A 24,179-nucleotide genomic window follows, 5' to 3' on the forward strand; every position below is an offset into this window, starting at 1 on the left:
GCTTTAGTTGCCCTAATTTTTGTCATCGTCTTTTCAATACAAGTAGTTAAAGGGTTAGCCGGCCCAATCTCTTCAATGAATTGGGTTCCTATCAAAGCAACTTTAATAAATGTATATATTGACGAAATGATTACAACAACGACTAGAGATAATCGAAGCCAATATACTTTATACACGCCTCGTATCCTTTACAAATACAATACTAATGGCCAAGAACATACCGGAAGAAAAGTTACTTGGTATGACATTTATGACGACGGCTTTATGCTTAAATTAGGGCTTGAATTAAAAAGAAAATTTGCAGCTTCTGAGCCAGTAGACATTTTCATAAACCCCAAAAACTCGGCAGAATCCATTTTGATCAAGCGTGTTATCTGGGAACATATGTCGATGTTGCTTGTCGGTTTTCTTGTTTCTTGGTCGGTATTTCTTTGGTTAGTTTACGTTTTTATTTTTAAGTTAAAGTATAAACGCTGATGACTTTGAATTTATCTAGTTGCATTTTAAAAGTTGCTTTTGATTCTTTTGAAAAGCTTCTTTTAGTAACGACACAAATATATACATCTGAAAGCTCACTGGCATGTCACAAACTGAGCACCCTAACTACTAACCAAACAAGAATTGTATTAATGTTTCATTGGTGATTATTACGCAATACAAGATGACTCGGATATACTGGCAAAAATTCTTGGATTAGAGGTGGATAGTTTAGAGGCCTGACATCACCGATAATTATCTCTACACTCAAACAAAAAGATAATTTAAACGAACCTAGACGAAGCAGCGCCAAATATACGCGAATTCATTTATTTGGCGCTATTACCAAAAACTACCTTTACCTTTACCTTTATTGAACGCCTTTACTCGTCGTTCTTTGTGATGTCAGACGAATCCGATGTACTTTTAGTCGTACTTTTGGCCGATGTAGCTTTTGTACTAGCCGTTGTTTTACGTGCTGTACTCTTAGCTGCCGTTGACTTTGCTACGGTGCGCTTATTCGCTGTTCCGGTCGCGGCCTTTTTAGTCGGACTAGGCGATGAAGCGGCCGTTGTAGTGGTTGTTTTTGCTTTACTCGATTTGCGGGTACCGGTAGTTGTCGACGAGGTCGTTGTTGACTTAGCTGAAGAGCTTTTAGTTGCTGTTCTGTTATTGGCAGTAGCCTTACTTGCAGTACTTGTCACTTCGGCTTTTTTAGCCGCCTCCTTTGCAGCTAAAAGGGCTACTTGCTCGACGAGTAAGTCCACTTTTGCGCTCAGCATTTCAAGCTGTTGTTCTTTCTGTTGACGTTTTTGACCGCCAGACAACGCCGAAAATAATGGCGTTGATGCAACCAGTTTTTGAGCAGTATCAACTAGGGCGAATGGATTAAGCGTACGTCTAAGTTCACTCTCCACTTCCAAGCCTTTAGCTTGCATAGCATTGATGGTTTCTTGAGTGTTATCAATTTTTTGGCTGACCACACCTGCCGCTTGATCTAGCTTTGCAGACAATAGGTCGGAACCAGCAAAAAGCCATCCAAACAAGGGGGACGACTTCAGAGATGAAGGGGTAGTACCATTTAGCGTTGTCGATTCTCTTTGGACAACAGGCATAGCTTCCGGGTTAGGAATATTTTTGTTGCTCATAACGCCTCCAATATGGAGATTTAGTAAGCATGACAGTGGAAAGCAATGTGATTTACAGCACACTAAGTTGCACACTCGCTTTCCGCGGTCACTCAACTGTAGCTTTCTATCTAGCCAATTTAGTTAAAAGGACTAAATGAAAGCTGCGTTTTGGACACCGAAAACGATGTCCAAAATACTGATTGCTTTACTTGCTGGCAGCTAGCTTTGCAACCGCTTCAGTCAAGGCATCGATTTTTGCTGAAAGCTCTTCGATGCGCTGATCAGCTGGCTCTGAATCAAGGCCAAGCTTCTTGCGCACGTCTGCAACGCGATTTTCAACATCGTTAGTCGTAGATTTGAACTTACTCTTTGCGTCTTCTTCTAGCGTTTCGCCCTTTGTCACTAGCTCGTCAAACATTTTGTTCGCTTCTTCGCTTAGCTTCTCGTAACGCCCCTGCGCTTCTTCAACGCTCTTGCCATAAGCGCCTAGGCCTGCTAACCAAATTTTACGTGCCATTTCTTCGGCTTCGTTGATTTTACCTTTAATTGTGTCAGTAGTAGTCATGTTCAGCTCCTATGAATGCTAAATGAGAGTGTATTTCAACACCATGGCTTTACTTTACGATTAACAATTAGAATCCGCATACTAAAAACACAAAAAATAAAAATGCCCGAAAAAGCGCTAACTTGTTCGGGCGAAATACCAGAGGAGACTGGTTTTAAAAAGGTGGGTGTAGAGTTAGAGTGGAACACCTGCAAGATGCAATACGAACGCATATTCAAGCGCGGTAGACTCGAATCGTTTGAAACGTCCTGAAGCTCCACCGTGACCCGCTTCCATGTCGGTTTTGAAAAGCAGTAAATTATCGTCTGTTTTGTATTCTCTTAGCTTCGCCACCCACTTCATTGGCTCAAAGTACTGCACTTGTGAGTCGTGTAGTCCGGTTGTAACCAACATATGTGGATAGTCTTTTGCTTCAATCTGATCGTAAGGCGAGTAGGAAAGCATATAGTCAAACTCAGCTTTATTGGCTGGGTTACCCCACTCGGTATATTCGCCGGTAGTCAGCGGAATAGACGCATCGCTCATCGTGGTCACTACATCAACAAATGGAACGTGCGCGCTCACACCTTGATAGAGTTCAGGTGCCATATTTACGATTGCGCCCATTAATAAGCCACCCGCGCTGCCGCCCATAGCAAAGACGCGTTCTTTGTCTGCGTACTGCTTTGCCACAAGTCCTTTTGAAACGTCAATAAAGTCAGTAAAGGTATTTATCTTCTGATGCATTTTGCCGTCTTCATACCACTCGCGCCCCAACATTTGACCTCCGCGAATGTGTGCGATCGCGACAACAAAGCCTCTGTCTATCAAAGACAACCAGCTGCTTCTAAACGTTGGGTCTACAGTCGAACCGTATGAGCCATAGGCGTATTGATATAATGGATTGGTGCTGTCTTTCTTAAACTTATCTTTGCGATAAACCAACGAAACGGGAACCGACGTACCGTCTCTCGCTTCAATCATCACGCGCTCAGAGGCATAGAGAGAGGAGTCAAAAGTGTCAGATACACGGGTTTGTTTCATCACCTCGCTTTCAAGGGTATCTAAGTTGATATCAATGATAGAACCAGGCGTGGTCAACGAGCTGTAATAAATTCTAAGCTTATTGGTATCCATTTCAGGGTTTGCATTAAAATACGCACCGTAAATTGGATCTTGAGTTGGAATAACTTTCTCTTCGTTTGTCGTCAGATTGTGAACGACCAAGCGCAGCATCCCGTTTTCTTTTTCTTTAACCACTAAGTGGTTGTTCATTACTTCAATACTTTGAAGGAAAACGTCTGGACGATGTGCAATCACTTCTTGCCATTTCGACACATCGTTAGTGGCGTCCAATGGTGCTTTCATCACTCTAAAATTCTTCGCACCAATATTGGTCAACACAAAATAACCGTCTCTCGCTTTTGCTACACTGTATTCTTGTCCGTCTTCAATGGGCAAGAATACTTTTGTTTGAGACGTTGGGTTATTCGCATCAATCAAAGTCACACCTGTTTTTTCGGTGTTGTCATGGTGAATGTATATGACACTATCGTCTTTACTTTTACTGATATAGGTATAAAAGGTAGGGTCGCTCTCTTCATAAACTAAAACATCTTCGCTTTGAGACGTGCCCAATTTATGGCGATAGACTTGGTATCCCAAAAGAGTCTGCGGGTCTTTCTTCACGTAAAAGAGGTGGGTATTATCGTTCGCCCAAACTACACTTCCAGACGTACCTTCTAAAACGTCATCAAGCTTTTCTTCACTCTCTAGGCTTTTGACATACACAGTGTAGATGCGTCGGCTAAGCGTATCTTCAGAATACGCAAGCAACTTGTTGTTGCTGCTTACCGCGTAGCTGCCAATACTGAAATAATCATGCCCTTCAGACATTCGGTTTGCATCAAGCAATACTTGCGGTTCAGCGTCAAGTGAAGGTTTTCTTAAATAAGTAGGATACTCGTTTTCACCTGAGTAGCTGGTGTAGTACCAGTAACCATTGTCGAGAACGGGAACGGTTGAGTCGTCCTTCTCAATCCGAGACACGAGCTCCTCATAAAGCGCTTCTCGGTTTTTCTTAAGAGGAGCCAAAACAGTCTCAACATAGCTGTTTTCTTGTTCTAAATGGGACAATATCTCTTCGTCGGTGCGGGAGTCATCACGCATCCAATAGTAATTGTCATTACGGGTGACACCATGCGCGGTCATTTCATGCGGCACTTTTTTCGCCACAGGCGCACTTACTTGAGTATTTAGCATAACGGATGGCGCTGCACTTTCAGCTACTTGTTGAGGATTTTCAGTTTTATTTTCGACGCCACAGCCTGCTACCAAGCCACCTGCGGCAAGTGCTATCCATAGATATTTCATTATTATTCCTGTTGTGCACTTTTATTGGCGCTTTGTTTACCGCCAAGCGATTGAAGACAATCGACTTTTGATCATTGAAGATTTAAGAAAGCAGCTAAACTAAGCGAAGTTTATAAGTAAAGTGAGTATATATAAATACGATTTAGGGTCTAGCGTTACTTAACGCGAATGAGACTAAGTAAGGGTTAAAATGTTACAAGATATGTGAAACTGTGTTTCATCGCTGTAAATTCACCAACGAGCGTTAGTAGAAAGCGATAAAAAAACGCCGCATATTCAGAAATAATGCGGCGCTTTTGTTGTTTATTGTAAAAGCCGTCGTATGGAAACCAACAGCCTTTGGCAGCCTAGTGTTTAGTCGACCAAATCTTTAGGCATGTCATCACGAATAGCAAGCCACACCTTTCCACTTTCTATACCGTACTTTCTAACTACTACAGGGACACGGTCGTATTCGCCTTTCTCAGCAACATCAAGCAAGTCTGCGTAATACTTGTTTGCCACGTCCCGTGCTTGTTGGTGCGAGAAGAAATAGCCACCAATACGCGAGTACAAACCACGAAAACCGTTCATCATCAAAACAAATACGTTATTGTTAGACGCTAACGCCAAGTCATGTGACATTTGATAGTCGAACTGGGCAAAAGCTAAACCTTCTTGCTCCACATTTTTATAACGGGCAATAATTTCAGCAGACTCTTGAGGGTTGTTTCGAATTGCGCCTCGAATGAAAACCGCACTTAAATTAGTGCGCGCTGCTAATAAATTATCAACCAGTTCAGGGATCCCTTCTTGGTCTAAACGAGCGAGAGTTTCTAAAATGTTTAACCCACACGTTTCCCAGAAATTGTTAACCTTGGTCGGCTTGCCGTGTTGAATTGTTAACCAACCATCACGAGCTAGACGCTGAAGTACTTCACGCAGTGTAGTACGCGTTACACCAATTAACTCAGAAAGCTCTCTTTCTGCAGGCAAAATGGTGCCAGGTGGAAATCTTCCACTCCAAATAGATTCAACAATATATTCTTCGGCGAATCCAGCTGGACTCTGTGCCTTATAAATCATAACTAATCGCCTGCACGTTATTGTTATTTTGCAACTGATTGTACCAGATGCTGTTTTATTATCACAATGAATTATGCCTCGTCCACTAAAGCTTTTAACAACTTGTTAAAATTAAAGTGTTATTTCAAACACCATTAAACACTGCTTGTACATTTTATGTTCGAAATATTACGTATTTTCAAATTCAATGATAACTATCATAAAAAAAGTGATAAATATTCAGTGACTTTCACATGGTGGGGTCTGTGAATTGCTTTCTCAAGACGTTAATATCATGTACGCTTAATTTCCGACTATAATGACAGCAGCAAAACCGCGGTAAGGCGAAATAAATCGCATAGCGCCAGCAGTTTATGTATGCAATAACCGGAACTACACAGTATAAAGATGCGCAAAAATGCGTGCTTTGTTGTAAAAGGAACAGGAACTCATGCAAACCTCAATGATCGCGGCGATCTATAAGAATTTCCTGGGACATGCGCCCGACTGGTATAAAAAAACCATTATTGCCTTTCTCATTGTTAATCCCTTTATCTTTATGGTGGACCCATATGTAGCGGGCTGGACGCTTGTAATCCAATTCATCTTTACCTTAGCGATGGCATTGAAATGTTACCCGCTTCAACCAGGCGGCCTGCTGCTCATCGAAGCGATGTTTATAGGCATGACATCGCCTGGCCATATGATGCATGAGATTGAAGTTAACTTAGAAGTGCTATTGCTACTGGTATTCATGGTAGCGGGCATTTACTTCATGAAAGACCTGCTTATGTACTTGTTCACCAAATTAGTGATTAAGGTTCGCAACAAGTTAATTTTATCCCTATCGTTTATTTTTGCATCTGCATTTCTATCGGCGTTTCTCGATGCATTAACGGTAGTTGCTGTAATTATCAGCGTCGGTCTGGGCTTTTACTCTATCTATCACAAAGTAGCGTCGGGCAAGGAGTTTCATTCTGATCACGACCACACAAGCGACGACGAGCTGGGAAGCCACGACTTAGAAGACTTCAGAGCTTTCCTACGCAACCTTATGATGCACTCAGCGGTAGGTACTGCCCTTGGTGGTGTTATGACCATGGTAGGTGAACCACAAAACCTGATTATTGCAGACAAGGCTGGCTGGGACTTCGTTGAATTTTTCATCCGTATGGCACCTGTTACTATCCCAGTATTCGTATTTGGACTACTTACCACCGTAATTCTGGAAAAAACCGGTATGTTTTCATACGGCGCAAAATTACCTGCAGCGGTAAGACAGATCTTGGTCGACTATAACGACCATATGGACAAGGGCCGCAGTAAGCGTGAAACTGCTAAGCTGGTAGTACAAGCACTAATAGGTGTTTGGTTAATCATTGGTCTTGCTACGCACATGGCGTCAGTGGGTCTTATTGGTCTGTCAGTTATTGTACTTGCTACTTCTATGAGCGGTGTTATCGAAGAACACGCACTTGGAAAAGCGTTCGAGGAAGCACTGCCATTTACCGCATTACTTTGCGTATTCTTTGGTGTAGTAGCCGTTATCATTGACCAAGGCCTTTTCCAGCCGGTAATCCATTGGGTACTGTCGTTTGAAGGCGAAACGCAAATGGTTATGTTCTATCTTGCTAACGGTGTGCTTTCGATGGTGAGTGACAACGTGTTTGTGGGCTCTGTTTATATCACTGAAGTAACAGCTGCTCTACAGGCCGGTCAAATCACACGTGACCAGTACGATATGCTTGCTGTAGCAATCAATACGGGAACCAACTTACCTAGTGTGGCGACACCAAACGGTCAAGCTGCTTTCCTATTCTTGCTAACCTCAGCCATCGCGCCACTGCTTCGTTTGTCGTACGGCCGTATGGTTATGATGGCATTGCCATATACCATAGTACTGACCATCGTTGGTTTGTTAGCAACTTACATTGGACTTGCTGATGCTACTCAGGTGCTTTACGACATGCACCTCATTGAACACCACACCGCTGCTGAAGCGGGTGCTCAAGCGGTAGGTCACTAGTCTATGCGTGGAATCATTCACAGCGTTAGCCAATGGGCAGAGCACAAGTCTTCATGGCTTGTGCTTTTCGCCACGTCATTGGCATTAGAAATTGCTGCGCTTTACTTTCAGTATGGCATGGGTTTAAAGCCGTGCATTATGTGCATTTATCAACGAACCGCCATGTACGGTATTGTGTTGTCAGCACTTATTGTCGTTATTAAAAACAATGGCTTTACACGCATGCTTGGTTTCGCTGGTTGGGCTGTATCTGCAGGATGGGGCTTCTTAATTGCCAAAGAACACGTTGGCATTCTCAATGCTGCGAACCCATTTTTTGCCAGCTGCGAAATTGTGCCAAACTTCCCTTCGTGGTTACAACTTCACGAGTGGCTACCCGCTGTATTTGCTGCTGAAGGTGACTGTTTAGAAGATTCATGGCAGTTTTTGTCTATGGGAATGGCTGAGTGGATGCAGATTATTTTTGCTGCCTACTTTGCTGTATTCGCTATTGTGTTTGCATGTCGATTATTGGATAAGAAACCCTTTTGATCGACTTATCCATTCTACCGTCACGCCTACCTCCTATACATACTGAGCAAGGCCCGATTAGCATTCAGCGCATTGCGGAGAAACACTGCTATGCGCTTTGTGAGGCTGGGCAACAGTCTATCCATCACGTAAAACCTTGGTTTGGTTCAGCGGTTTGCCCTGTTACGCCTGCACTCTCCAAGCAGTGCATCGCCAACATGGAAAAGGCCCGAGATACAGGCTATGGACTTACCTACTTGCTAATGCACGACGAAAAGTGCTTAGGTATGGGCATTATCAATCATATTCACCACACGCACCTTACCGCTAATCTTGGCTACTGGCTCAGACCAGACGCATGCGGGAAAGGTTTAGCTACCGCGATTTGTGAAGCCTTGAAGAAGCTTGCGTTCTCTCAAATGAATTTGCATCGATTAGAATGCTTTATAGAGCCTAACAACAAGGCAAGCATACGTGTAGCAGAGCGAATTGGTGGTACAAAAGAAGGGCTTTGTCGCAAACGTGTATTCGGGCGCGATGCGTTGCTTTATGCGATTGTTAATGGCGATTAACGCGCGTTCTGCGCGTTAATCTAAGTCTTCTAAAGGCCAAATGGCTATATAGTCTTCAAAATTATTTAAATCCACATCGGTTTCAAAAACAGTCTTATTGCGTACCGACATGCCCTTTGCGTGCATCACGTGCTTCTTCCCTTTGTTTAACAATGGGTGCCACGATGGTATGCCCCTTCCCTCATAAAGACGGCGATAGGTGCAGCTATTAGGCATAAAAAAGATATCCTTCAGATTCTCTTTTGTCAGCTTCACGCAATCAGGCACCAGCTCTGTTCGCCTTTCATATTGGGTACATTCACATTTTTTTGTGTTCAAATACGTACACACAATATTGGTATAGTGAATCTTCTCATTATCGTTAATATGATCGGTGACTTCGTATTCTTCTACCGCGTCATCATCGATAAATTTTTGCAGACAACATTTACCACATCCATCACAAAGTGATTCCCATTCCTTTTGGGTCATCTCTTCTAAAGATTTGGTTTCCCAAAACGCGGCTGTCATTCTGCTATTACCTCGGTTTCCACAGTTAAATGATTGTCTAGCGTTGCAACAATCGTATCTTGCGAGCAAAGCTTACCTACCCCTTTGGGCGTGCCCGTTAGGATCACGTCGCCGCTGTCTAACGTAAATATAGATGACATATGAGCGATAAGTGGGATGATTTTGTGTAGCATCAGCTCGGTATGTCCCTGCTGTCTAACCACCCCGTTTATGGTTAAGGTAAAACGCAGGTCTTCCAAGTTTTCTATTTCACTTAACGGCACAAAGCCTGACAGCGGTGCACTGTTATCAAAAGACTTCGCTCTTTCCCAAGGCTGGCCTTGCTTTTTAAGCTCGGCTTGAACCTCGCGAAGGGTTAAATCGAGACCAAGTCCAATACCCCATATCGCGGCTTTTACGTCATCTACACTCGCATTCTTCAATGATGATTTTAGCAGCACAGCGACTTCAAGCTCGTTGTGACACTCGCCTTTGTCGGTAGGAATGGCAATAGGCTTCTGCATATAACATAAGGCAGCCTTTGGCTTCATAAACAGCAAGGGTGCTTCAGATACGGTAGAATTCATTTCTTGAATGTGGTCGAGGTAATTTCTACCTATACACACTACTTTACTAACGGGTAGTGATATTTCATTGCCTTGAGAATCGATGTGACGATAAGCCATTAGTAACCTCCTTTTATCCGCTCTGATAAATACCCAACCGAAACGCCAAAGTAAGACGAGCGGTTCCACTTCATCAGTGTGTGAAAATTGTTATACACCAAGTAAATTCGGCCTTGCTCACCATCTGGCATAATAAGCGATGCACTGATTTCTGCATTGGGGAGTTCATTTCCGTTGTAGCGCTTGACGCCATTCTGCTGCCAAAAGGCCAACGGCTTCATGTTAGATTTCGCTAACCCTGAAAAAGGTACTGGTTTGGTTAGTATTACTTGGCGTCCCCACGTCCCTTCACTATCCCAACCTTCAGATGATAGATAGTTGGCGATTGACGCAAATACGTCTGCCTTGGTCCCCCAAATATCCTTTCTGCCGTCGCCGTCGTAGTCCACTGCGTAATTTAGAAAGGATATGGGCATAAACTGTGTTTGTCCCATCGCACCGGCCCAAGAGCCTTTAAGCGCCTCTACAGAGATATGCCCTTCATCTAGAATCTGAAGTGCCGCAAAAAAATTGTCTTTAAACAGCTTTTCTCTTCGCCCTTCATACGCCAAAGATGCCAGTGCAGACAGCACACTAAAGTTGCCCTGAATTTTACCAAAGTTAGACTCATTACCCCACAGCGCAACAATAAAGCGGGCCTGAACCCCGTATTTTTGAGCAATTTCGTCAAGCAGTACTTTGTGTTCATTGTACTGCTCAACCGCCTGCTTCACTTTCCAGTCGGGTACTCGCGTTGCTAGATAATCATCTAACGTAATTTTTTTCTCTGGCTGGCTTTTGTCAGACTTGACCACCGTGGGCCTGAAAGTAATGTCAGCAAACGCTAAATCTAATTTAGTCTTATCTATGCCCTTTTCGGCCGCTTCTTTTTTCAGTTGAGCAACGTAGCTTTTGAAGCCCGTCTCACTAAGCCCACTGTCATTACTTGGCTGATTTTCGGCATGAACTGTCAGTGAAAAGCTTAAGGTTATACTCGATAAAACTAGGGCAATATTGCGCGGTTGAGGAAATAAGCTACGGTTTTTACGCTTAGCTATAAAGGTAATTCGGTTAACTAAGCGGTTTAGAGTCTTTAATAACATGGAAATTTAAAACTTCTTATCGGGCGTTTTTGACAGCCCAAGAGATTCACGGTGTTGCTCTAGCAAGTTATCTTCTTTTGGCGGCATTTGAAGGTAAAAGCCTTTTTCATTAAGCTCGTCGATAAGTTTTTGCTTATCAACCATGCCAAGTTTCTCGCGCTTTTCTAGGGCGATGATAGTCACTAGCTCTGGACGACCAAACTTTGCCATAAGCGGCTCTGGCACGTCTTCAAAATGGTCTTTCTTTGGCACGTACAAATACATGCCGTCTTTCTTTCGCGTTTTATAAACTGCGCATAACATAGAATTTTTACTCTTTCTTAATTCGTTTGTTTAGTTCTTTTGGGGTCACTATGCAGATTGAATTGGCCAGAGAACATACACCTCTCGCCAATACTGCTCACCCATATTGCTTTTAAGGCACTATTGGGCCGGAGCGTCGCCAAGTAGACGAGTTACGTGAGAGCGAAACAATGGCTCTCTCCACGTCGACAGTACATCGGGCATTAGTCCCTGCACGCGGGTCTCATCAACCGAAAACCAGTACCATTTTAACAGTTGATTCAGCTGTTTTTTAGAGGCAATAACATCACTATTTACAGCATTGTCTTTCGCTATCTGGTCGCTGATAACTTTAAGCTCGGCCAGCGTTTTTTTGTACTTGGCGATATCAATTAACCGCAGCACAACCGGAAGTCTGAGCTTTTCTGGTGTTTGCGCGTACTTTGCTCTCGCCTCTTCAATTAGCGTGATGATGGTGTCGCCGTAGCGGCGTACCGATTGATGATTCACGCCGTTAATACGCGAAAGGCCAGATTTACTATCGATAAGACGCTGCGCCGCTTCAAACAAATGCCCTTCTTTGAACACGAAGTTTAGGGCCAGATCTTTTTTTCGTGCGGTATTCAAGCGCCATGCCGCTAGTGCCTGTAATACGGTGAGCTGCTCGCTGTTCAATCGCCAGTTATTCTTAATGCTTAAGTACGCAAAATCTTCAGGCATTTGAGCGCGCTTCTTATCAACTAGCAAAGCGATCTCTTGGTAAATCCAGTGCACTTTCCCCGCCTCTTGTACTTTACTGGCTAACTGTTGGTAGCAAGGCAGTAAATACAGCACATCATTCGCTGCGTAGCTAAGCTGCGCTTCACGTAGTGGTCTGGCTAACCAATCGGTTCGCGACTCCCCTTTGTCCAAACTGATATCACACAGCAACTCTACAAGCTTTGCATAGCCAAGTGACGGTCCCATGTCCAAAATACTTCCCGCAAGCTGCGTGTCGAACACAGGCGTTGGTACGGTATCAAAAGCGGTAAGGAACGCCTCAATGTCTTCAGAACACGAGTGCAGTACTTTTACGACTTCGGTATTCTCCATGAGATCGATAAATGGCTGCATATTGTCTATGGCGAGCGGATCAATGAGTACCAGCTGATGGCCATCATAGAGCTGGATAAGGCCTAAATGAGGAGTGAGGGTTTTCGTTCTTACGAATTCGGTGTCTAAGGCTACCGCCTCTTGACGCTGTGCGGCAGTGCACACTTTTTCGAGTTGTTCAGATGTTGTAATTAATTGATATTGCATATTTTTGCACAGTAATAAAAAAGCCGGCTTACGCCGGCTTTCACAAAACTATTTCAACGAAATTAGTCTCGAAGCTCCCGACGCAGTATTTTACCTACATTGGTTTTTGGTAAGTCGTCTTTGAAAACAACTTGCTTAGGCACTTTGTAACCCGTTAAGTGATTACGGCAATGCGCGATAACGTCTTTTTCAGTAAGTGAGTCGCTATTTCGAACTACGAATAATTTCACAACTTCACCACTGACTTCATGAGGAACCCCAACCGCAGCTGCTTCAACAATGTTTTCATGCATTGCAGCCACTTCTTCAATCTCGTTAGGAAACACGTTAAAGCCTGAAACTAGGATCATATCCTTTTTACGGTCAACAATATAGAAGTAACCTTCATCATCTACCGTAGCGATGTCACCTGTGGCTAACCAACCGTCTTTTAGAATTTCTTCTGTCGCTTCTGGTCGGTTCAAATATCCTTTCATTACCTGAGGGCCTTTCACCCACATTTCACCAGGCTCGCCCTTTTCGACACGGTTACCGTCGTCATCAAGAAGCTTAATGTCTGTAGAAGGAACAGGCATACCGATTGCGCCTTTATAAGCTTCAATCTGTGGTGGGTTAACCGCTACCACAGGCGAACACTCTGTTAGCCCGTATCCTTCAAGAAGCACTGTACCGGTGACCTTTTCCCACTTTTCTGCTACGGGACGTTGAACAGCCATACCGCCGCCTAAACCAAACTTAAACTTGCTGAAATCAAGTTCGCTGAATCCAGGCGTATTTAACAGGCCATTAAACAAGGTATTTACACCAGGTAAAATGGTGAACGGATATTTGCTAAGTTCGTTTACAAAAGCCGGCATGTCACGCGGGTTGGTGATAAGCAAGTTACGGCACCCGTATTTAACGAACATCAAGCAGTTCGCCAGTAGCGCAAAGATATGGTAGAGCGGAAGCGCGGTAACAACAAAGTCTTCGCCTTCTTCAATCACTGTTTCTAAAATTCCCGAGACCTGCTCAAGATTAGCCACCATATTGCGATGAGTAAGCATGGCACCTTTAGAAACTCCAGTCGTGCCACCTGTGTATTGAAGAAACGCTAAATCGCCGCTATCGATGTCTGGGCGTTTATATTCAAGAGATTGCCCTTTTTTAACCGCCGACATAAACGATGTCGTTTCAGGAAGATTAAACGAAGGCACCATCTTTTTAACGTACTTCACTACTGCGTTCACGATCCAGCGCTTAGGTGCCGGAAGCATATCGCCTAAAGCGGTCAGAAAGACTTCTTGTAGATTTGTATCTGCGATGACTTCTTCTAGAGTACACGCGAAGTTTTCAACAATAACGATGGCTTTCGCATTAGCATCATTTAGTTGGTGCTTTAACTCACGAGCTGTATAGAGAGGGTTTACGTTAACCACAACCATCCCTGCGCGCAAAATACCAAACATGGCAACAGGGTATTGAAGAAGGTTGGGCATCATAATTGCCACAGCATCACCGCGTTTTAGTCCGCTTGCCTGCAAATAAGCAGCAAATTGAGCTGATAAGGTATCTAACTCTTCAAACGTGATTGAATGCCCCATATTTATGAAGGCTTCTTTATTTTTGAACTTCTTTACCGACTGCTCGAAAATGTCTACTACAGATGCGTAACGATCGGCATCAATTTCTGCGGAAACGCGAGGGTCGTAATGCTTAAGCCAGGTTTTTTCCACCAAAACCTCCTCTACTTTATTCTTATACTATTTTATAAGCGCATGGGGAGCTGCACTTATATAACTGGTCTGATAACTTGCGAATAGTATAGGATGTGTAAAAAAAAATAAACGGCACAATTTACAATTGCTCAACAAAATGACGAATTAATACCCCTACATCGTCAGTATTTTCCATGTGAATATGGTGACCGCCTACTAATTGTTCGTATTGCGCATTTAAAAACCACCCCTTGCGATTGGGGAAAACAGTCTCAAGGTTTTTAAAACTGTTAGATGCACCAATAAAAAGAATTGGGCATACAATAGCACGCATTAGCGATTCTGCCTGCTTTTCTGTGAGTCTTAGTGTAGATTTTGTACGAAGCTTCGGGTCGCTCGACCAGAAGCAATGTCCCCCCGCATCTTGGGTTAAATTTCTCGATAAAATAGAACGCGCGTGTTCGGCAGGAATATCGGATACCTTGCACCTGGCTTTAACTGCGTCGTCTAAATCAACGATTCGCAGTTTATTTCGCGACTTCGCGTGACGACTCACTATTGCGTCACGCATTTGTGCTGCGGTTGTTTCTTCAGTTTCGGTAAGCGGCCCACAAGCATCAATACTTATTACAGCAGTGACTTTTTCCGGAAAAAGTGCGGCGAAAAGGCTCGCTAGTATTCCGCCGAGAGAGTGTCCTAATAAAATGACTTCTTCCCACGCTTGAGATTCTATTAGCGCATAAAGGTCTTGCAGGTAATCAGCTTGATTGTAATGTGCGCCTAGTGCACGGTGACCAGAACGACCATGACCAGCTAAATCTAGCGCAATAAAGCGGTGAGTTTGAAGGTATGGCGCTAACAGCCGTAAGCTCTCTGCGTTATCCAAGTAGCCGTGTAAACCAAGTACGACTTTGCCGACACCTTGATTATCTAACGCAGCTAAATGTAATGCCCCAATGTTAAATTCTGTTTCAATCATCTTTCATCCTTTGCGGCAATAAATCGCCGCGCGCTTTCCATGACCGTCCTAAAAATAAAAAAAAGGCGGCAATATTTTGCCGCCTCCATGATGAGATTTTTACTTCGCTTTATCCTGCCTTGCGGGCTGTATCGTTGCTTTTGTCTTGCTTCGTGTAGACTTAGATTTAGAAGGAAGCGTGGCCTTGCTCGGCGCATTTTCGTAACGAATTACGCGCGTTCGATTAAAATGCGGATACATCCAAGGGCCATTGAAGCGATAAAAGGGTGAATACCAACCTGTGTGGTAATTGAAGAAGTAAGTATTTACATCATAAACCTCTTGCTTCCTCCACATGTGGTAGTCATCGGCAATGATCGTGGGATAAATGTAGGGCTGCTCACCCACCATGCCCGCAGTTGGAGCGGTAACTGTACCTAGAAACGTTGCCGCACGCCCTTCTTCAAAAACAATTGGGTCGACGAAGCCATCAATTTGTACTTTGAATCGACCCGACGTCTCTCCATTTGTTGAAGGCTTGCCATAATGATTTAGCGGAAAATGAGCGAGTTCAATGAACGTTTTGTTGGGCTTATTTTCAACACCAACAATCATTCCTCCCCATCTGGCCTTTTGGCCTTGCGCGTTCGCCCCCGACGTAACCGCTTTCGAATAGCTAACTAGCTGCGTTCCTTCAGGCACTTCTATGCTATCTGGGACTATTGTGCAGCCCGCAAATAAAAAGACTGTAAGTAAAACTAAATACCGAGACATCGACGAGCTCCTATAAATCCTAGAAAATGCTGCGTTTGAATAAAAGTCAGTCTACAAGCACTGGGTTGTTTAAAAAATACAGTGAAATTTCGATTACAACCCGCCTCTACTTTCATGTATCTCTTTATGAGAAAAAGAAAAACCGAATACCAACAACCAAACATTAGCATTTATACGAATGGACAACCACTGCCGTTCAAACACTATGTCGCTTAAATGAGATAGATCATCCCAACCAACAATTTGTAGAGTATGTACGGTAGGCTTTTGTTCAAAATAAACAGCGGGTTTTAACAATTTGTTAAATTTATCTACGGTGTGAATTATGGTGCTTGGAATTGAACTACGCGTAGATGTCCACGCCGAACATAGATTGAATAGACTCGCGTTGCTGCTGCTTTTCAAAGCTTGTGTATGACGCTATGGCATTTTGAGAATACGTGTTGCCATCTTCACGAATGAATTGTTGGTACGCTTTGGCGTTATCCGTTCCCTGTTCGTCGGGCGCAACAACAATCGCCCTAGCAGACGATTCGCTTTGCCCTTTACTTTGCTGTTCAGGGTCTTTGTTAATTTTAGCGACACGGCCTTGCGAAGGTTCGGAAGACGGTACGGCGAAATTATTATTGATAATCATACAGAGTTAACTGAGGCAAGAATCGTACCATTGGGAAGCGAGCTTTAACCTTAAGACTCGCTCCTCTTTTCCCGTTGCTCGATTTATTTATTGTTAGTAATGGGCGCCCAATATTTGGCAGCGTGTCGTTACTCTCTGCCTGGTAATTTTTTCCACGTAACTTTATCGCGCAGATATACAGGTTCTACATTCACAGCATCAGATACTTCGCCTTTACTATGTGCATCTGTTGCAAGTTTAAGCATGTATTGCGCGTTTGGAAGTGTGATGTCAGACGCTACCTCACCACATACTTCAGACTTCCAGTTATCAAGCTCCTCGTAGGCAGACCAGCCGGTGCCAGCTGCAATCACAGCCGCGCCGTTTTCTTCTCTAAGTACTTTTAGCTGTTCAATAGCCATTTCGGGCGGACAAACTTGCTCTTCAACGCAAAGTACAAGCCCATTTTGCGACTGAGAGTAAACCGCGAAGTACACTTCCCCCATACGCGCATCAGACGCGACGGCAATCAATGCATCTTTGTGCTGAGTTTTAGACGCTACTTCAAACGCCATAGCTTCAAGCGTACTCACGCCCGCTACTTTTAAGCCTGTCCCTAACGCTAAACCTTGAATCATTCCCGACGCTATGCGAACACCGGTAAAGCTGCCTGGGCCTCGACCAAAGGCCAGTAAATCTAGGTCGCCCAGCGAAACCTTTGCTTCTTTTAACACCTCATCGACCATAGGAAGAAGTCGCTGACTATGCTGCTGAGGGCATATCTCGAAACGCGTTATGACGGTGTCTTTGAATTGAAGCGCAACCGAACAAGCTTCGGTTGCGGTATCTATAGCTAAAATGTTCATGTTTATCTCTTATTTCATATAAGCTGAAAACGGGGCTAATGGCGTAATACACGCTTACCGCTTTTTCAGTGCTTTAACTTAGGCTTCATCAATGCCGGCTAAAAATTTTTCCACTTCGTCCAAGCTTCTTGTTCTTTTCATATCTGGCAAGCTTCCGACGAAGGTTTTGGCGTAAGGCTTCGTCACTAATCGATTGTCACATATAACCAGCACGCCTTTATCTGAAGGATCTCGGATGAGTCTTCCCGCGCCCTGCTTTAACGTAATAACAGCTTGGGGAATTTGAATAACACCAAACGGGTTTGCTCCACGTTTTTTTACATCTTCCATACGGGCTTGAAGCAGCGGGTCATCAGGTGACGCAAAGGGCAGCTTATCAATCATCACGCAAACCAAGTCGTTGCCGCGCACGTCTACTCCTTCCCAAAACGCGCCTGTGCCCATTAATACCGCTTTTTCATCTGCAAGGTACGCATCCAGCAATGCTTGCTTGGTGGTAGTCCCTTGCACCAGTAGCGGATTATCTATCTCATCTTCTAGCTTCTGCGCAATTTCTCGAAGCATAGCGTGACTAGTAAACAACAAGAAACATCTCCCGCGACTTGCTTTGATTAGCCGTTTGGCTGTTTCTAGCAAAGTTTCGCGCATAGCGTAGCTGTTTGGTTCTGGTAAATATCGGGGCACGCAAAGCATGGCCTGTTCAGGATAATTAAACGGGCTATCTAATCCTAACGTTTCTGCGTCTTCTAAGCCCATGCGGCGCTGAAAGTGATCAAAACCGCCGTTTACCATTAAGGTTGCCGAGGTAAAAATCCACCCGCGCGGCGGCGATGATACGAAACGTCTGAATTTAGCGGCAATTGATAAGGGCGTTAAATGCATAATGAGGTGGCGCTGAGTAGTTTCATACCACAAACTTACATTTTCTTGCTTATTGTCGCTTAACGCATCTAACTGCTCTCTTGCAGCCACAACACGTTCATACATGTTGTCTAAATCTTTATCGCGGCCAATATGTAGCTTACACACTTCATGCAGTACACCCAGCGCTTCGGCCAGCTTGCCCACCTGCATGCGTACGTCGTCACGGTCTAACGCCTCAGCCCAGTTGCCGCGTTCAGCCGTATCTGGGAATAATAACCGTAAGTCAGAGGCAATCATCCTGCATTTGTCAGCCGCTTTATCTAGCTGACCAGCATCTTTTAGCACTGTTCTGAACAACAGCGTGATATCTTTCGCAATATCGTGAATTTGTCTTGTCGAAAGTGACTCGCCAAAGTAATCGCTGGCAATATCGGGAATTTGATGAGCCTCATCAAAAATAATCGCATCAGCTTCTGGAATAAGTTCGCCAAACCCTGTGTCTTTCAGTGCCATATCAGCAAAGAAAAGGTGGTGGTTTACCACAATAATATCAGCATCCAGCGCCTTTCTGCGCGCTTTTACCAAGTAGCAATCTTCATAATCTGGGCAATCGCGGCCCAAGCAATTATCCACTGTAGAGGTAACCAGCGGTAAAACACGGGCATCTTCGGGAAGGGTTTTAAGCTCCCCCATATCACCTGTTTTCGTAGTACTAGACCAACGTTTCACTTCTGAAAGCTGACCCAATACCTCTTTTTCAACCAGCGTAGAGTTGCCGCTGTGCTGCGCTACACGGTGTAGACAAAGATAGTTTGAACGGCCTTTTAACAGTGCAGTTTTTCGCTTGCTGCCTAAGGCCTTTTTTACCAGCGGTAAGTCGCGGTGAAATAGCTGTTCTTGTAAGTTTTTAGTCCCTGTAGAAACAATGGCTTTTCCGTCGCTCAACAATGCCGGAGCGAGATAAGCGAAAGTCTTTCCCGTTCCTGTACCGGCCTCTACTATTAAACTACTAGTGGTATCAATAGCGCGCTTAACCGCCTTTGCCATTTCAGTTTGAGCTTCGCGAGGTACAAACCCCTTGATAGCACCTGCAAGGAGGCCATCTGAAGAGAATACGTTATTAATTGTGGGCATGGTTTAAGCGCTGTCATTACTTTTCTACTTTAGGCCGCGCATTATGCCAAAAAGCCTATGGAATGCCCATTAAAGGTTTGCATTTTAGCGTCAGTATTTGCTACATGACGCCTTTTAGAGTCAAAGCAATTGTTAAATTTTTGATGAAAAGAATTTGTCTTCTAGAACAAAAAAATTAGCTTTTTAATCTTAACACTTAGGCGCAATATCCAGCTTGTAAATGTTTATACTCAACTATTAAACGAGGTAATTATGAAAGGTTTACGCTTTATAGGTTTAGGCTTAGTAGGTTTAAGCGCAATGGCGTTCTCTGTAATTGCAGCTGCGTCAGAAGAAGCACCTGCAGAGCTGGTAGCGGAATTAACCCAGTTCTGCAAAGAAATCGCTGAAGAAGAAGGTACAAAAGGCAAATCGGAAGACGTATTTGTATTAGAGTGCGTAAATGATGAGCTAGAAGCTGAAGGTTACCAGAAACTGAAATCTTTAAACTGATCTATTAAGGTGAGTTACTGATTCACTTTAACTGAATGATAAAGCCTCGCCAGAAATGGCGGGGCTTTTTTGTGCCCTGCTTTTGAGATGCCTTTTCGAGTTCCCTAGCATTGTATATAGCAATGCATGCGAAGGTGGCTTTAGTTAAACGCATCAGCGTTCAAAAAATGCATCAACCAAATCGGCGAGTGACTCCTCTAGCTCTTCTTCGAAAGCATCGATATCAATACCAAAGCTATCCATATATTTAGCCGCATTGTCACGGGAAAGTACGGCATTTTTTATCTGGAACTCAAGCTCTGGCAGTGTCTTGTCGTAGCGGGGCTTAATGGTCCATCGCAAACAATGACCATGGTTGTCTTTTAGCCTTTTTTTGGCAAATACACAAAACTCCTCGACGTAGTCAGCACCTTGCGGCCCAAGACATCCCGGTTCTATGCGGTACATTACCAGCAGCTTTTTATATAGCGGAAGTCGCGTTTCCATCACATCTTCAATTAGCTTAAAGAGTTGATTATCGGAAAGTTTGGAGGATTTTGCCAGCCAAGTAAGGGGAGAATGCGAGAAATTTCACACTCCCCCGTATCATTACTCTGCAAGCTCAGGATCTTTTATGAACAAGATGTCCATGATGATTGCAGGATCCCACTCGCGCATTTCTGCTTCGCATTTCAGTCGAATTTCGTCTAGCTCACTGATCGTTGCAATCGAGAATGCGTCATCCACGATAATATGGACTAACAGATAGACATCCCTACCCCGCTTACTAATTCTCACTTCCACATGTTCGTATGGGACGTCAGCCAACGTTTTTTTGAATTTTTTCTCGATTACCGCCGAGATAGCTTCAGGCGGCGCTTTGTTAATTACTTCATTAAGGCTTTCACGCAAAATCTTAAAAGGCACCGGCAACATTGCCGAACCAAGAATAATCAATAAAACAGGATCAACGTACGGCGACAGTGTTCTATATTCCGTCAACTCTAACGCGTAGGCCAAAATAAAAGCGAACAAGATGGATGCACTTAGCACGCCGTCTATCATCCAAGTGTGAGAATCCACTTTTACTAAATCAGACAGTAAATGCTTACCTTTTACTCGCATGTACAGAGAGATACTAAAACAGCCAACCGTTGCCACAACACCGTAGACCATACCAATACCATACTCAGCTGCGTGCCCACCTGCTAATAAACTCTGAACAGAGCTCGCGACGGCATACACACACGTGGCAATGATAATAAGCGACTTAAACATGTTTAGCGTAGGTTCAATTGCCGTGTAACCAAAGTGAAACCGGTCATCGTCAGGGCGTTGAACCAAATTGGCCACTTTAAGCGTTAGCATTGACATAACAAAAGCGATTAACGAGTACGCGGCATCAAATAAAATAGCGCCTGAGCTCGTTAAAATGGCAAAACCAAGCGCAATAATGACAAATGCGCCGGCAATATAAAAAGAAAGCGTTAATAGACGCTTCTCTTCAAGGTGATGGAAGCCAATGTCCATGAAAATCACTTCGAAATTAAGGTGCGCGGATTCTACTCCTATATTTTAAAAAAAATAGTGCTTTAAATAAAATATTGCTATTTTTTTAAGCAATTCAGTGATACATAGCGCCTATATTATTTCGACTCAACGCACTGCGTTTTTAGCACCCGTTTTAAACTATGAAAATCGTTACCCATCCTTCTATAAAAAGTTACTTTGATGCTGATGAAAGCCGGCAGGAAGTCGAGCAGGCATTCTCTCGAGGGCTTGCTTATGCGGGCCATTCCCTAATGGTGCCAGAGAAGTTTAGCTATCAAGTACTGCCTCACTTTAACGACCGTTATGCGTTGTTTAATCAAGGTGAGAATTATGAACTTATATCCAATGTTTGCTTACATCGACAAGCTCAACTTCTTGAAGGGCAAGGCCGGGCACGCAGCATAGTTTGTAAACTCCACTGCTGGGGCTATGACAATACAGGCCAGCTTAAAGGTGCGCCCCACTTTAAGGATGCCCCTAGCGGTCAGTTGAAAAAGGAATCACTGTCAGTGTGGAACGGTCTTCTATTTCGAGGGCGATCTCCTAATATGGACTTATCTGCCCTTGGGCTTGAGGACTATCTCGACTTTACCGATTACTTTTACGCCGGATCTGAAACCACGGAATATCAATTTAACTGGAAGACATTCATCGAAATCTATCTAGAGAACTATCACGTGTACTCCATGCACCCTGGGCTTCGCCAGTTTGTTAAACCCGATGATTTAGAATGGTCGTTTGGCGATGATTTTTCAGTTCAAAAAGTTGGGCTAGGCGACCAGCTTACCAAGCGCACAACACCGCGTTACAGAGAGTTCCAAGACGCATTATTGGCACGATTTGGGCAAACACTTCCTCGCTTTGGCGCAATATGGTGCTTTTTGTACCCTAATATTATGATTGAGTGGTACCCAGATATTATTGTCGTCAGCACGATTTACCCCAAGGGCGCCGGCGCATGTGTAAACCACGTTGAATTTTATTATCCCGAAGCACTTTATAAAGATATGCCAGACTACTTTACAGCGGAAAAAGCGGCCTATATGGAAACAGCGGTAGAAGATGAAGAAGCCTGCCTATTGCTAGAAAAAGGTCGACGTGCACTTTATTTATCAGGCGAAGAAGAACACGGTCCTATAGAACCGTTTTTAGAAGCGGGCGTGGCGCACTTTTACGATTGGCTTGCTAAACAGTAGCAGTCTTAGTGCTCTAAATAGTGGTATTTCACAAAAAAGGAGTTTTGATGAACAATTACAAAGGGTCTTGTTTGTGCGGGTCGGTAACTTTTAAAATTGAGGGTGATTTTGACAGTTTTTATCTGTGCCACTGTAAACACTGTCAAAAGGATACAGGTTCGGCCTTCGCAGCCAACCTGTTTTCAAGTTCGGCTATGTTAACTTGGGCATCGGGTGTTGACGCTGTAGTCAACTTCACGCTAGAGAACACGCGTCATAGCAAAAGTTTCTGTAAAATTTGCGGTTCAGCCCTTCCTTGTACTCAACTCGGTGACATTCTAGCCGTACCCGCTGGATGTCTGGATACAAAACTACTGATTAAACCTACTGCACATATCTTCGGCGTAAGCAAAGCTGCGTGGGAAGAAAACTTAGAAACCATCACAAAATTTGAACGTTTACCGTAACAAACATTGAATACTCATTCGAAACCTAATGGCTTTATACTAAACAAAATTCGCTGCTTGAATAACGGCAGGTCGATTGTTGCTCGCATTCACAACATTCTCCGCTTAACGTGTTCCGTTTTTGTCAAAAATAGCGAGTAACTTTTTCAGAAAATTCTATAGATCTCACAATTCCGCCTGTCGTCCCCCAACCTTTCAAAAAACATAAACCAATGATCTAAAAACACTTTATTGAAATGGCATATGCTGTGAATAACTCCATGTGAATACTCTCCTCCGTTTTTAAGCAGTATGGAGGCCGAAAAACCAAGGAGTTAGATATGAAAAAATTAACAATTGCTACACTAATCAGCGCCGCACTTTCGACTGCCGCGTTTGCCGGCAATGGTATCGAAAAAATAGACACCACATTTGCCGATTTGGATAACGATGACAACGGCTATATTTCACGAGAAGAAGCTGACGACGATGAGATTTATGCGCACTTTTCCAAAATTGATACCAATTCAGACATGCAGCTTTCAATTAAAGAGTTCAATGCTCATGTAACGAAGCACCCTCAACATTTCGATGACGACGTGCTTGCAACGGCAAAATCGATGAAAGAGAGTATGGGTACAGAAGGTACAATGGAAACGGAAGTTAAAGTTGATACTGATGTCGATGAAGTGGTTGCCGCGACGAAAGACAAAAGGCTGACTCACGAGCTAAGAGCTAAGACTGAGTTGAAGGCTAACGGAAACTTAGAAAAGACAAACGTTGACAAAGTCGCTGAAGATACTGTTGTTCACGATAATACGGTTATCGCAGATGAAGCGGTCATTGCGCGCAGTAAATTTGAGATGATGGACGCTAACAGCGACGGTAAGCTTACTAAAGCTGAAGCCTCGCGAAGTGGTGTAACACGTGATTTTGATAATATTGACGCAAATGACGATGAATTAATTACGCGTACGGAATTTAAGCGTTATCAGAGTAAGTCTGAAAATAACTCAAGTGATAGTTCTGAAGAGTAATGACTAAGTTGTACTAGCTCAGATTAGATCTGAGCTAGATTCTTTAGCATCTAACTTTCGGGTGTGGACTTAATCA

General features: G+C 43.7%; 25 protein-coding genes. 8 read left to right on the forward strand and 17 right to left on the reverse strand.

From position 1 onward, the window contains the following. A partial coding sequence (locus ACFI6J_RS19115) for a DUF3592 domain-containing protein (RefSeq protein ID WP_278346782.1) occupies positions 1-477 on the forward strand: 477 nt, incomplete at its 5' end. Positions 478-860: 383 nt separating this feature from the next. Here the strand turns inward: ACFI6J_RS19115 and ACFI6J_RS19120 are convergent. The 4 genes from ACFI6J_RS19120 to fadR form a co-directional block, all read right to left on the reverse strand. Then, positions 861-1,625, reverse strand: a complete 765-nt coding sequence (locus tag ACFI6J_RS19120) for a hypothetical protein (protein WP_156086607.1) — start codon at positions 1,623-1,625, stop codon at positions 861-863. A gap of 187 nt (positions 1,626-1,812) precedes the next feature. Then, positions 1,813-2,172: a phasin-related domain-containing protein gene (locus tag ACFI6J_RS19125; RefSeq protein WP_014949994.1), complete on the reverse strand. Its 360-nt coding sequence runs from the start codon at positions 2,170-2,172 to the stop codon at positions 1,813-1,815. A 174-nt stretch (positions 2,173-2,346) separates the two neighbouring features. Then, a complete protein-coding gene (locus tag ACFI6J_RS19130) occupies positions 2,347-4,524 on the reverse strand; it encodes a S9 family peptidase (protein ID WP_278346783.1) in 2,178 nt (725 codons plus the stop codon). A 354-nt stretch (positions 4,525-4,878) separates the two neighbouring features. Beyond that, positions 4,879-5,589 carry a fatty acid metabolism transcriptional regulator FadR gene (fadR, locus tag ACFI6J_RS19135; protein ID WP_014949996.1) on the reverse strand — a complete coding sequence of 237 codons (711 nt, stop codon included), beginning with the start codon at positions 5,587-5,589 and terminating at the stop codon, positions 4,879-4,881. Positions 5,590-6,019: 430 nt separating this feature from the next. Here fadR and nhaB point away from each other — a divergent pair, with 430 nt between their 5' ends. From nhaB to ACFI6J_RS19150, 3 genes are read left to right on the forward strand one after another with little or no spacing between them, the layout of a single operon-like run. Then, positions 6,020-7,594, forward strand: coding sequence for a sodium/proton antiporter NhaB (gene nhaB, locus ACFI6J_RS19140; RefSeq protein WP_014949997.1), 1,575 nt, complete (start codon positions 6,020-6,022; stop codon positions 7,592-7,594). Positions 7,595-7,597: 3 nt separating this feature from the next. Continuing rightward, positions 7,598-8,125, forward strand: coding sequence for a disulfide bond formation protein DsbB (dsbB, locus tag ACFI6J_RS19145; protein WP_014949998.1), 528 nt, complete (start codon positions 7,598-7,600; stop codon positions 8,123-8,125). Then, on the forward strand, positions 8,122-8,676 hold the full coding sequence (locus ACFI6J_RS19150) for a GNAT family N-acetyltransferase (RefSeq protein ID WP_014949999.1): 555 nt from the start codon (positions 8,122-8,124) through the stop codon (positions 8,674-8,676). Before dsbB ends, ACFI6J_RS19150 begins: the two co-directional genes overlap by 4 nt. A gap of 15 nt (positions 8,677-8,691) precedes the next feature. Here the strand turns inward: ACFI6J_RS19150 and ACFI6J_RS19155 are convergent, their stop codons facing one another. The 11 genes from ACFI6J_RS19155 to ACFI6J_RS19205 form a co-directional block, all read right to left on the reverse strand. Further along, entirely contained in the window at positions 8,692-9,186 is a 495-nt protein-coding gene (locus ACFI6J_RS19155; RefSeq protein WP_014950000.1) for a YcgN family cysteine cluster protein, read from the reverse strand. Next, entirely contained in the window at positions 9,183-9,851 is a 669-nt protein-coding gene (locus ACFI6J_RS19160; RefSeq protein ID WP_014976926.1) for a fumarylacetoacetate hydrolase family protein, read from the reverse strand. Before ACFI6J_RS19160 ends, ACFI6J_RS19155 begins: the two co-directional genes overlap by 4 nt. Then, positions 9,851-10,933: a lytic murein transglycosylase gene (locus ACFI6J_RS19165; protein WP_371342282.1), complete on the reverse strand. Its 1,083-nt coding sequence runs from the start codon at positions 10,931-10,933 to the stop codon at positions 9,851-9,853. Before ACFI6J_RS19165 ends, ACFI6J_RS19160 begins: the two co-directional genes overlap by 1 nt. 6 nt (positions 10,934-10,939) lie before the next feature. Beyond that, a complete protein-coding gene (locus ACFI6J_RS19170; protein WP_239301781.1) occupies positions 10,940-11,236 on the reverse strand; it encodes a YcgL domain-containing protein in 297 nt (98 codons plus the stop codon). Positions 11,237-11,356: 120 nt separating this feature from the next. Continuing rightward, the gene (gene rnd / locus ACFI6J_RS19175; RefSeq protein WP_014950004.1) at positions 11,357-12,514 is read right to left on the reverse strand and encodes a ribonuclease D; all 1,158 of its coding nucleotides are present in this window, start codon (positions 12,512-12,514) and stop codon (positions 11,357-11,359) included. 62 nt (positions 12,515-12,576) lie between these two features. Next, complete coding sequence (gene fadD / locus ACFI6J_RS19180) at positions 12,577-14,229, reverse strand: long-chain-fatty-acid--CoA ligase FadD (RefSeq protein WP_371342281.1); 1,653 nt, start codon at positions 14,227-14,229, stop codon at positions 12,577-12,579. Between the two features lie 121 nt (positions 14,230-14,350). Next, complete coding sequence (locus tag ACFI6J_RS19185; protein WP_101565146.1) at positions 14,351-15,190, reverse strand: alpha/beta fold hydrolase; 840 nt, start codon at positions 15,188-15,190, stop codon at positions 14,351-14,353. Between the two features lie 99 nt (positions 15,191-15,289). After that, the gene (locus ACFI6J_RS19190) at positions 15,290-15,943 is read right to left on the reverse strand and encodes a Slp family lipoprotein (RefSeq protein WP_014950007.1); all 654 of its coding nucleotides are present in this window, start codon (positions 15,941-15,943) and stop codon (positions 15,290-15,292) included. A 343-nt stretch (positions 15,944-16,286) separates the two neighbouring features. After that, on the reverse strand, positions 16,287-16,580 hold the full coding sequence (locus ACFI6J_RS19195) for a hypothetical protein (protein ID WP_014950008.1): 294 nt from the start codon (positions 16,578-16,580) through the stop codon (positions 16,287-16,289). A gap of 128 nt (positions 16,581-16,708) precedes the next feature. Further along, positions 16,709-17,425 carry a tRNA (adenosine(37)-N6)-threonylcarbamoyltransferase complex dimerization subunit type 1 TsaB gene (tsaB, locus tag ACFI6J_RS19200; protein ID WP_283626942.1) on the reverse strand — a complete coding sequence of 239 codons (717 nt, stop codon included), beginning with the start codon at positions 17,423-17,425 and terminating at the stop codon, positions 16,709-16,711. Positions 17,426-17,503: 78 nt separating this feature from the next. Continuing rightward, a complete protein-coding gene (locus ACFI6J_RS19205; protein ID WP_371342280.1) occupies positions 17,504-19,423 on the reverse strand; it encodes an ATP-dependent DNA helicase in 1,920 nt (639 codons plus the stop codon). A 252-nt stretch (positions 19,424-19,675) separates the two neighbouring features. On the opposite strand from ACFI6J_RS19205, the gene ACFI6J_RS19210 reads away from it, so the two are divergent. Next, positions 19,676-19,915, forward strand: coding sequence for a hypothetical protein (locus tag ACFI6J_RS19210; protein WP_039236345.1), 240 nt, complete (start codon positions 19,676-19,678; stop codon positions 19,913-19,915). Positions 19,916-20,068: 153 nt separating this feature from the next. Here the strand turns inward: ACFI6J_RS19210 and ACFI6J_RS19215 are convergent, their stop codons facing one another. Together ACFI6J_RS19215 and ACFI6J_RS19220 are read right to left on the reverse strand one after the other, a co-directional pair. Next, on the reverse strand, positions 20,069-20,401 hold the full coding sequence (locus ACFI6J_RS19215; protein ID WP_014950012.1) for a hypothetical protein: 333 nt from the start codon (positions 20,399-20,401) through the stop codon (positions 20,069-20,071). 102 nt (positions 20,402-20,503) lie between these two features. Continuing rightward, the gene (locus tag ACFI6J_RS19220; RefSeq protein ID WP_014950013.1) at positions 20,504-21,424 is read right to left on the reverse strand and encodes a cation diffusion facilitator family transporter; all 921 of its coding nucleotides are present in this window, start codon (positions 21,422-21,424) and stop codon (positions 20,504-20,506) included. Between the two features lie 161 nt (positions 21,425-21,585). Between ACFI6J_RS19220 and ACFI6J_RS19225 the strand changes: the two genes are divergently transcribed. The 3 genes from ACFI6J_RS19225 to ACFI6J_RS19235 all read left to right on the forward strand — a co-directional run bounded on the left by ACFI6J_RS19225 (position 21,586) and on the right by ACFI6J_RS19235 (position 24,103). Further along, a complete protein-coding gene (locus tag ACFI6J_RS19225) occupies positions 21,586-22,641 on the forward strand; it encodes an aromatic ring-hydroxylating oxygenase subunit alpha (RefSeq protein ID WP_282765329.1) in 1,056 nt (351 codons plus the stop codon). Positions 22,642-22,688: 47 nt separating this feature from the next. Beyond that, positions 22,689-23,087 (forward strand): GFA family protein, encoded by a 399-nt coding sequence (locus ACFI6J_RS19230; RefSeq protein WP_014950015.1) that lies wholly within the window; start codon positions 22,689-22,691, stop codon positions 23,085-23,087. A 320-nt stretch (positions 23,088-23,407) separates the two neighbouring features. Beyond that, positions 23,408-24,103, forward strand: coding sequence for an EF-hand domain-containing protein (locus ACFI6J_RS19235; protein WP_014950016.1), 696 nt, complete (start codon positions 23,408-23,410; stop codon positions 24,101-24,103). Positions 24,104-24,179: the final 76 nt, after the last annotated feature.

This window comes from Alteromonas sp. G4i13, assembly GCF_054960505.1.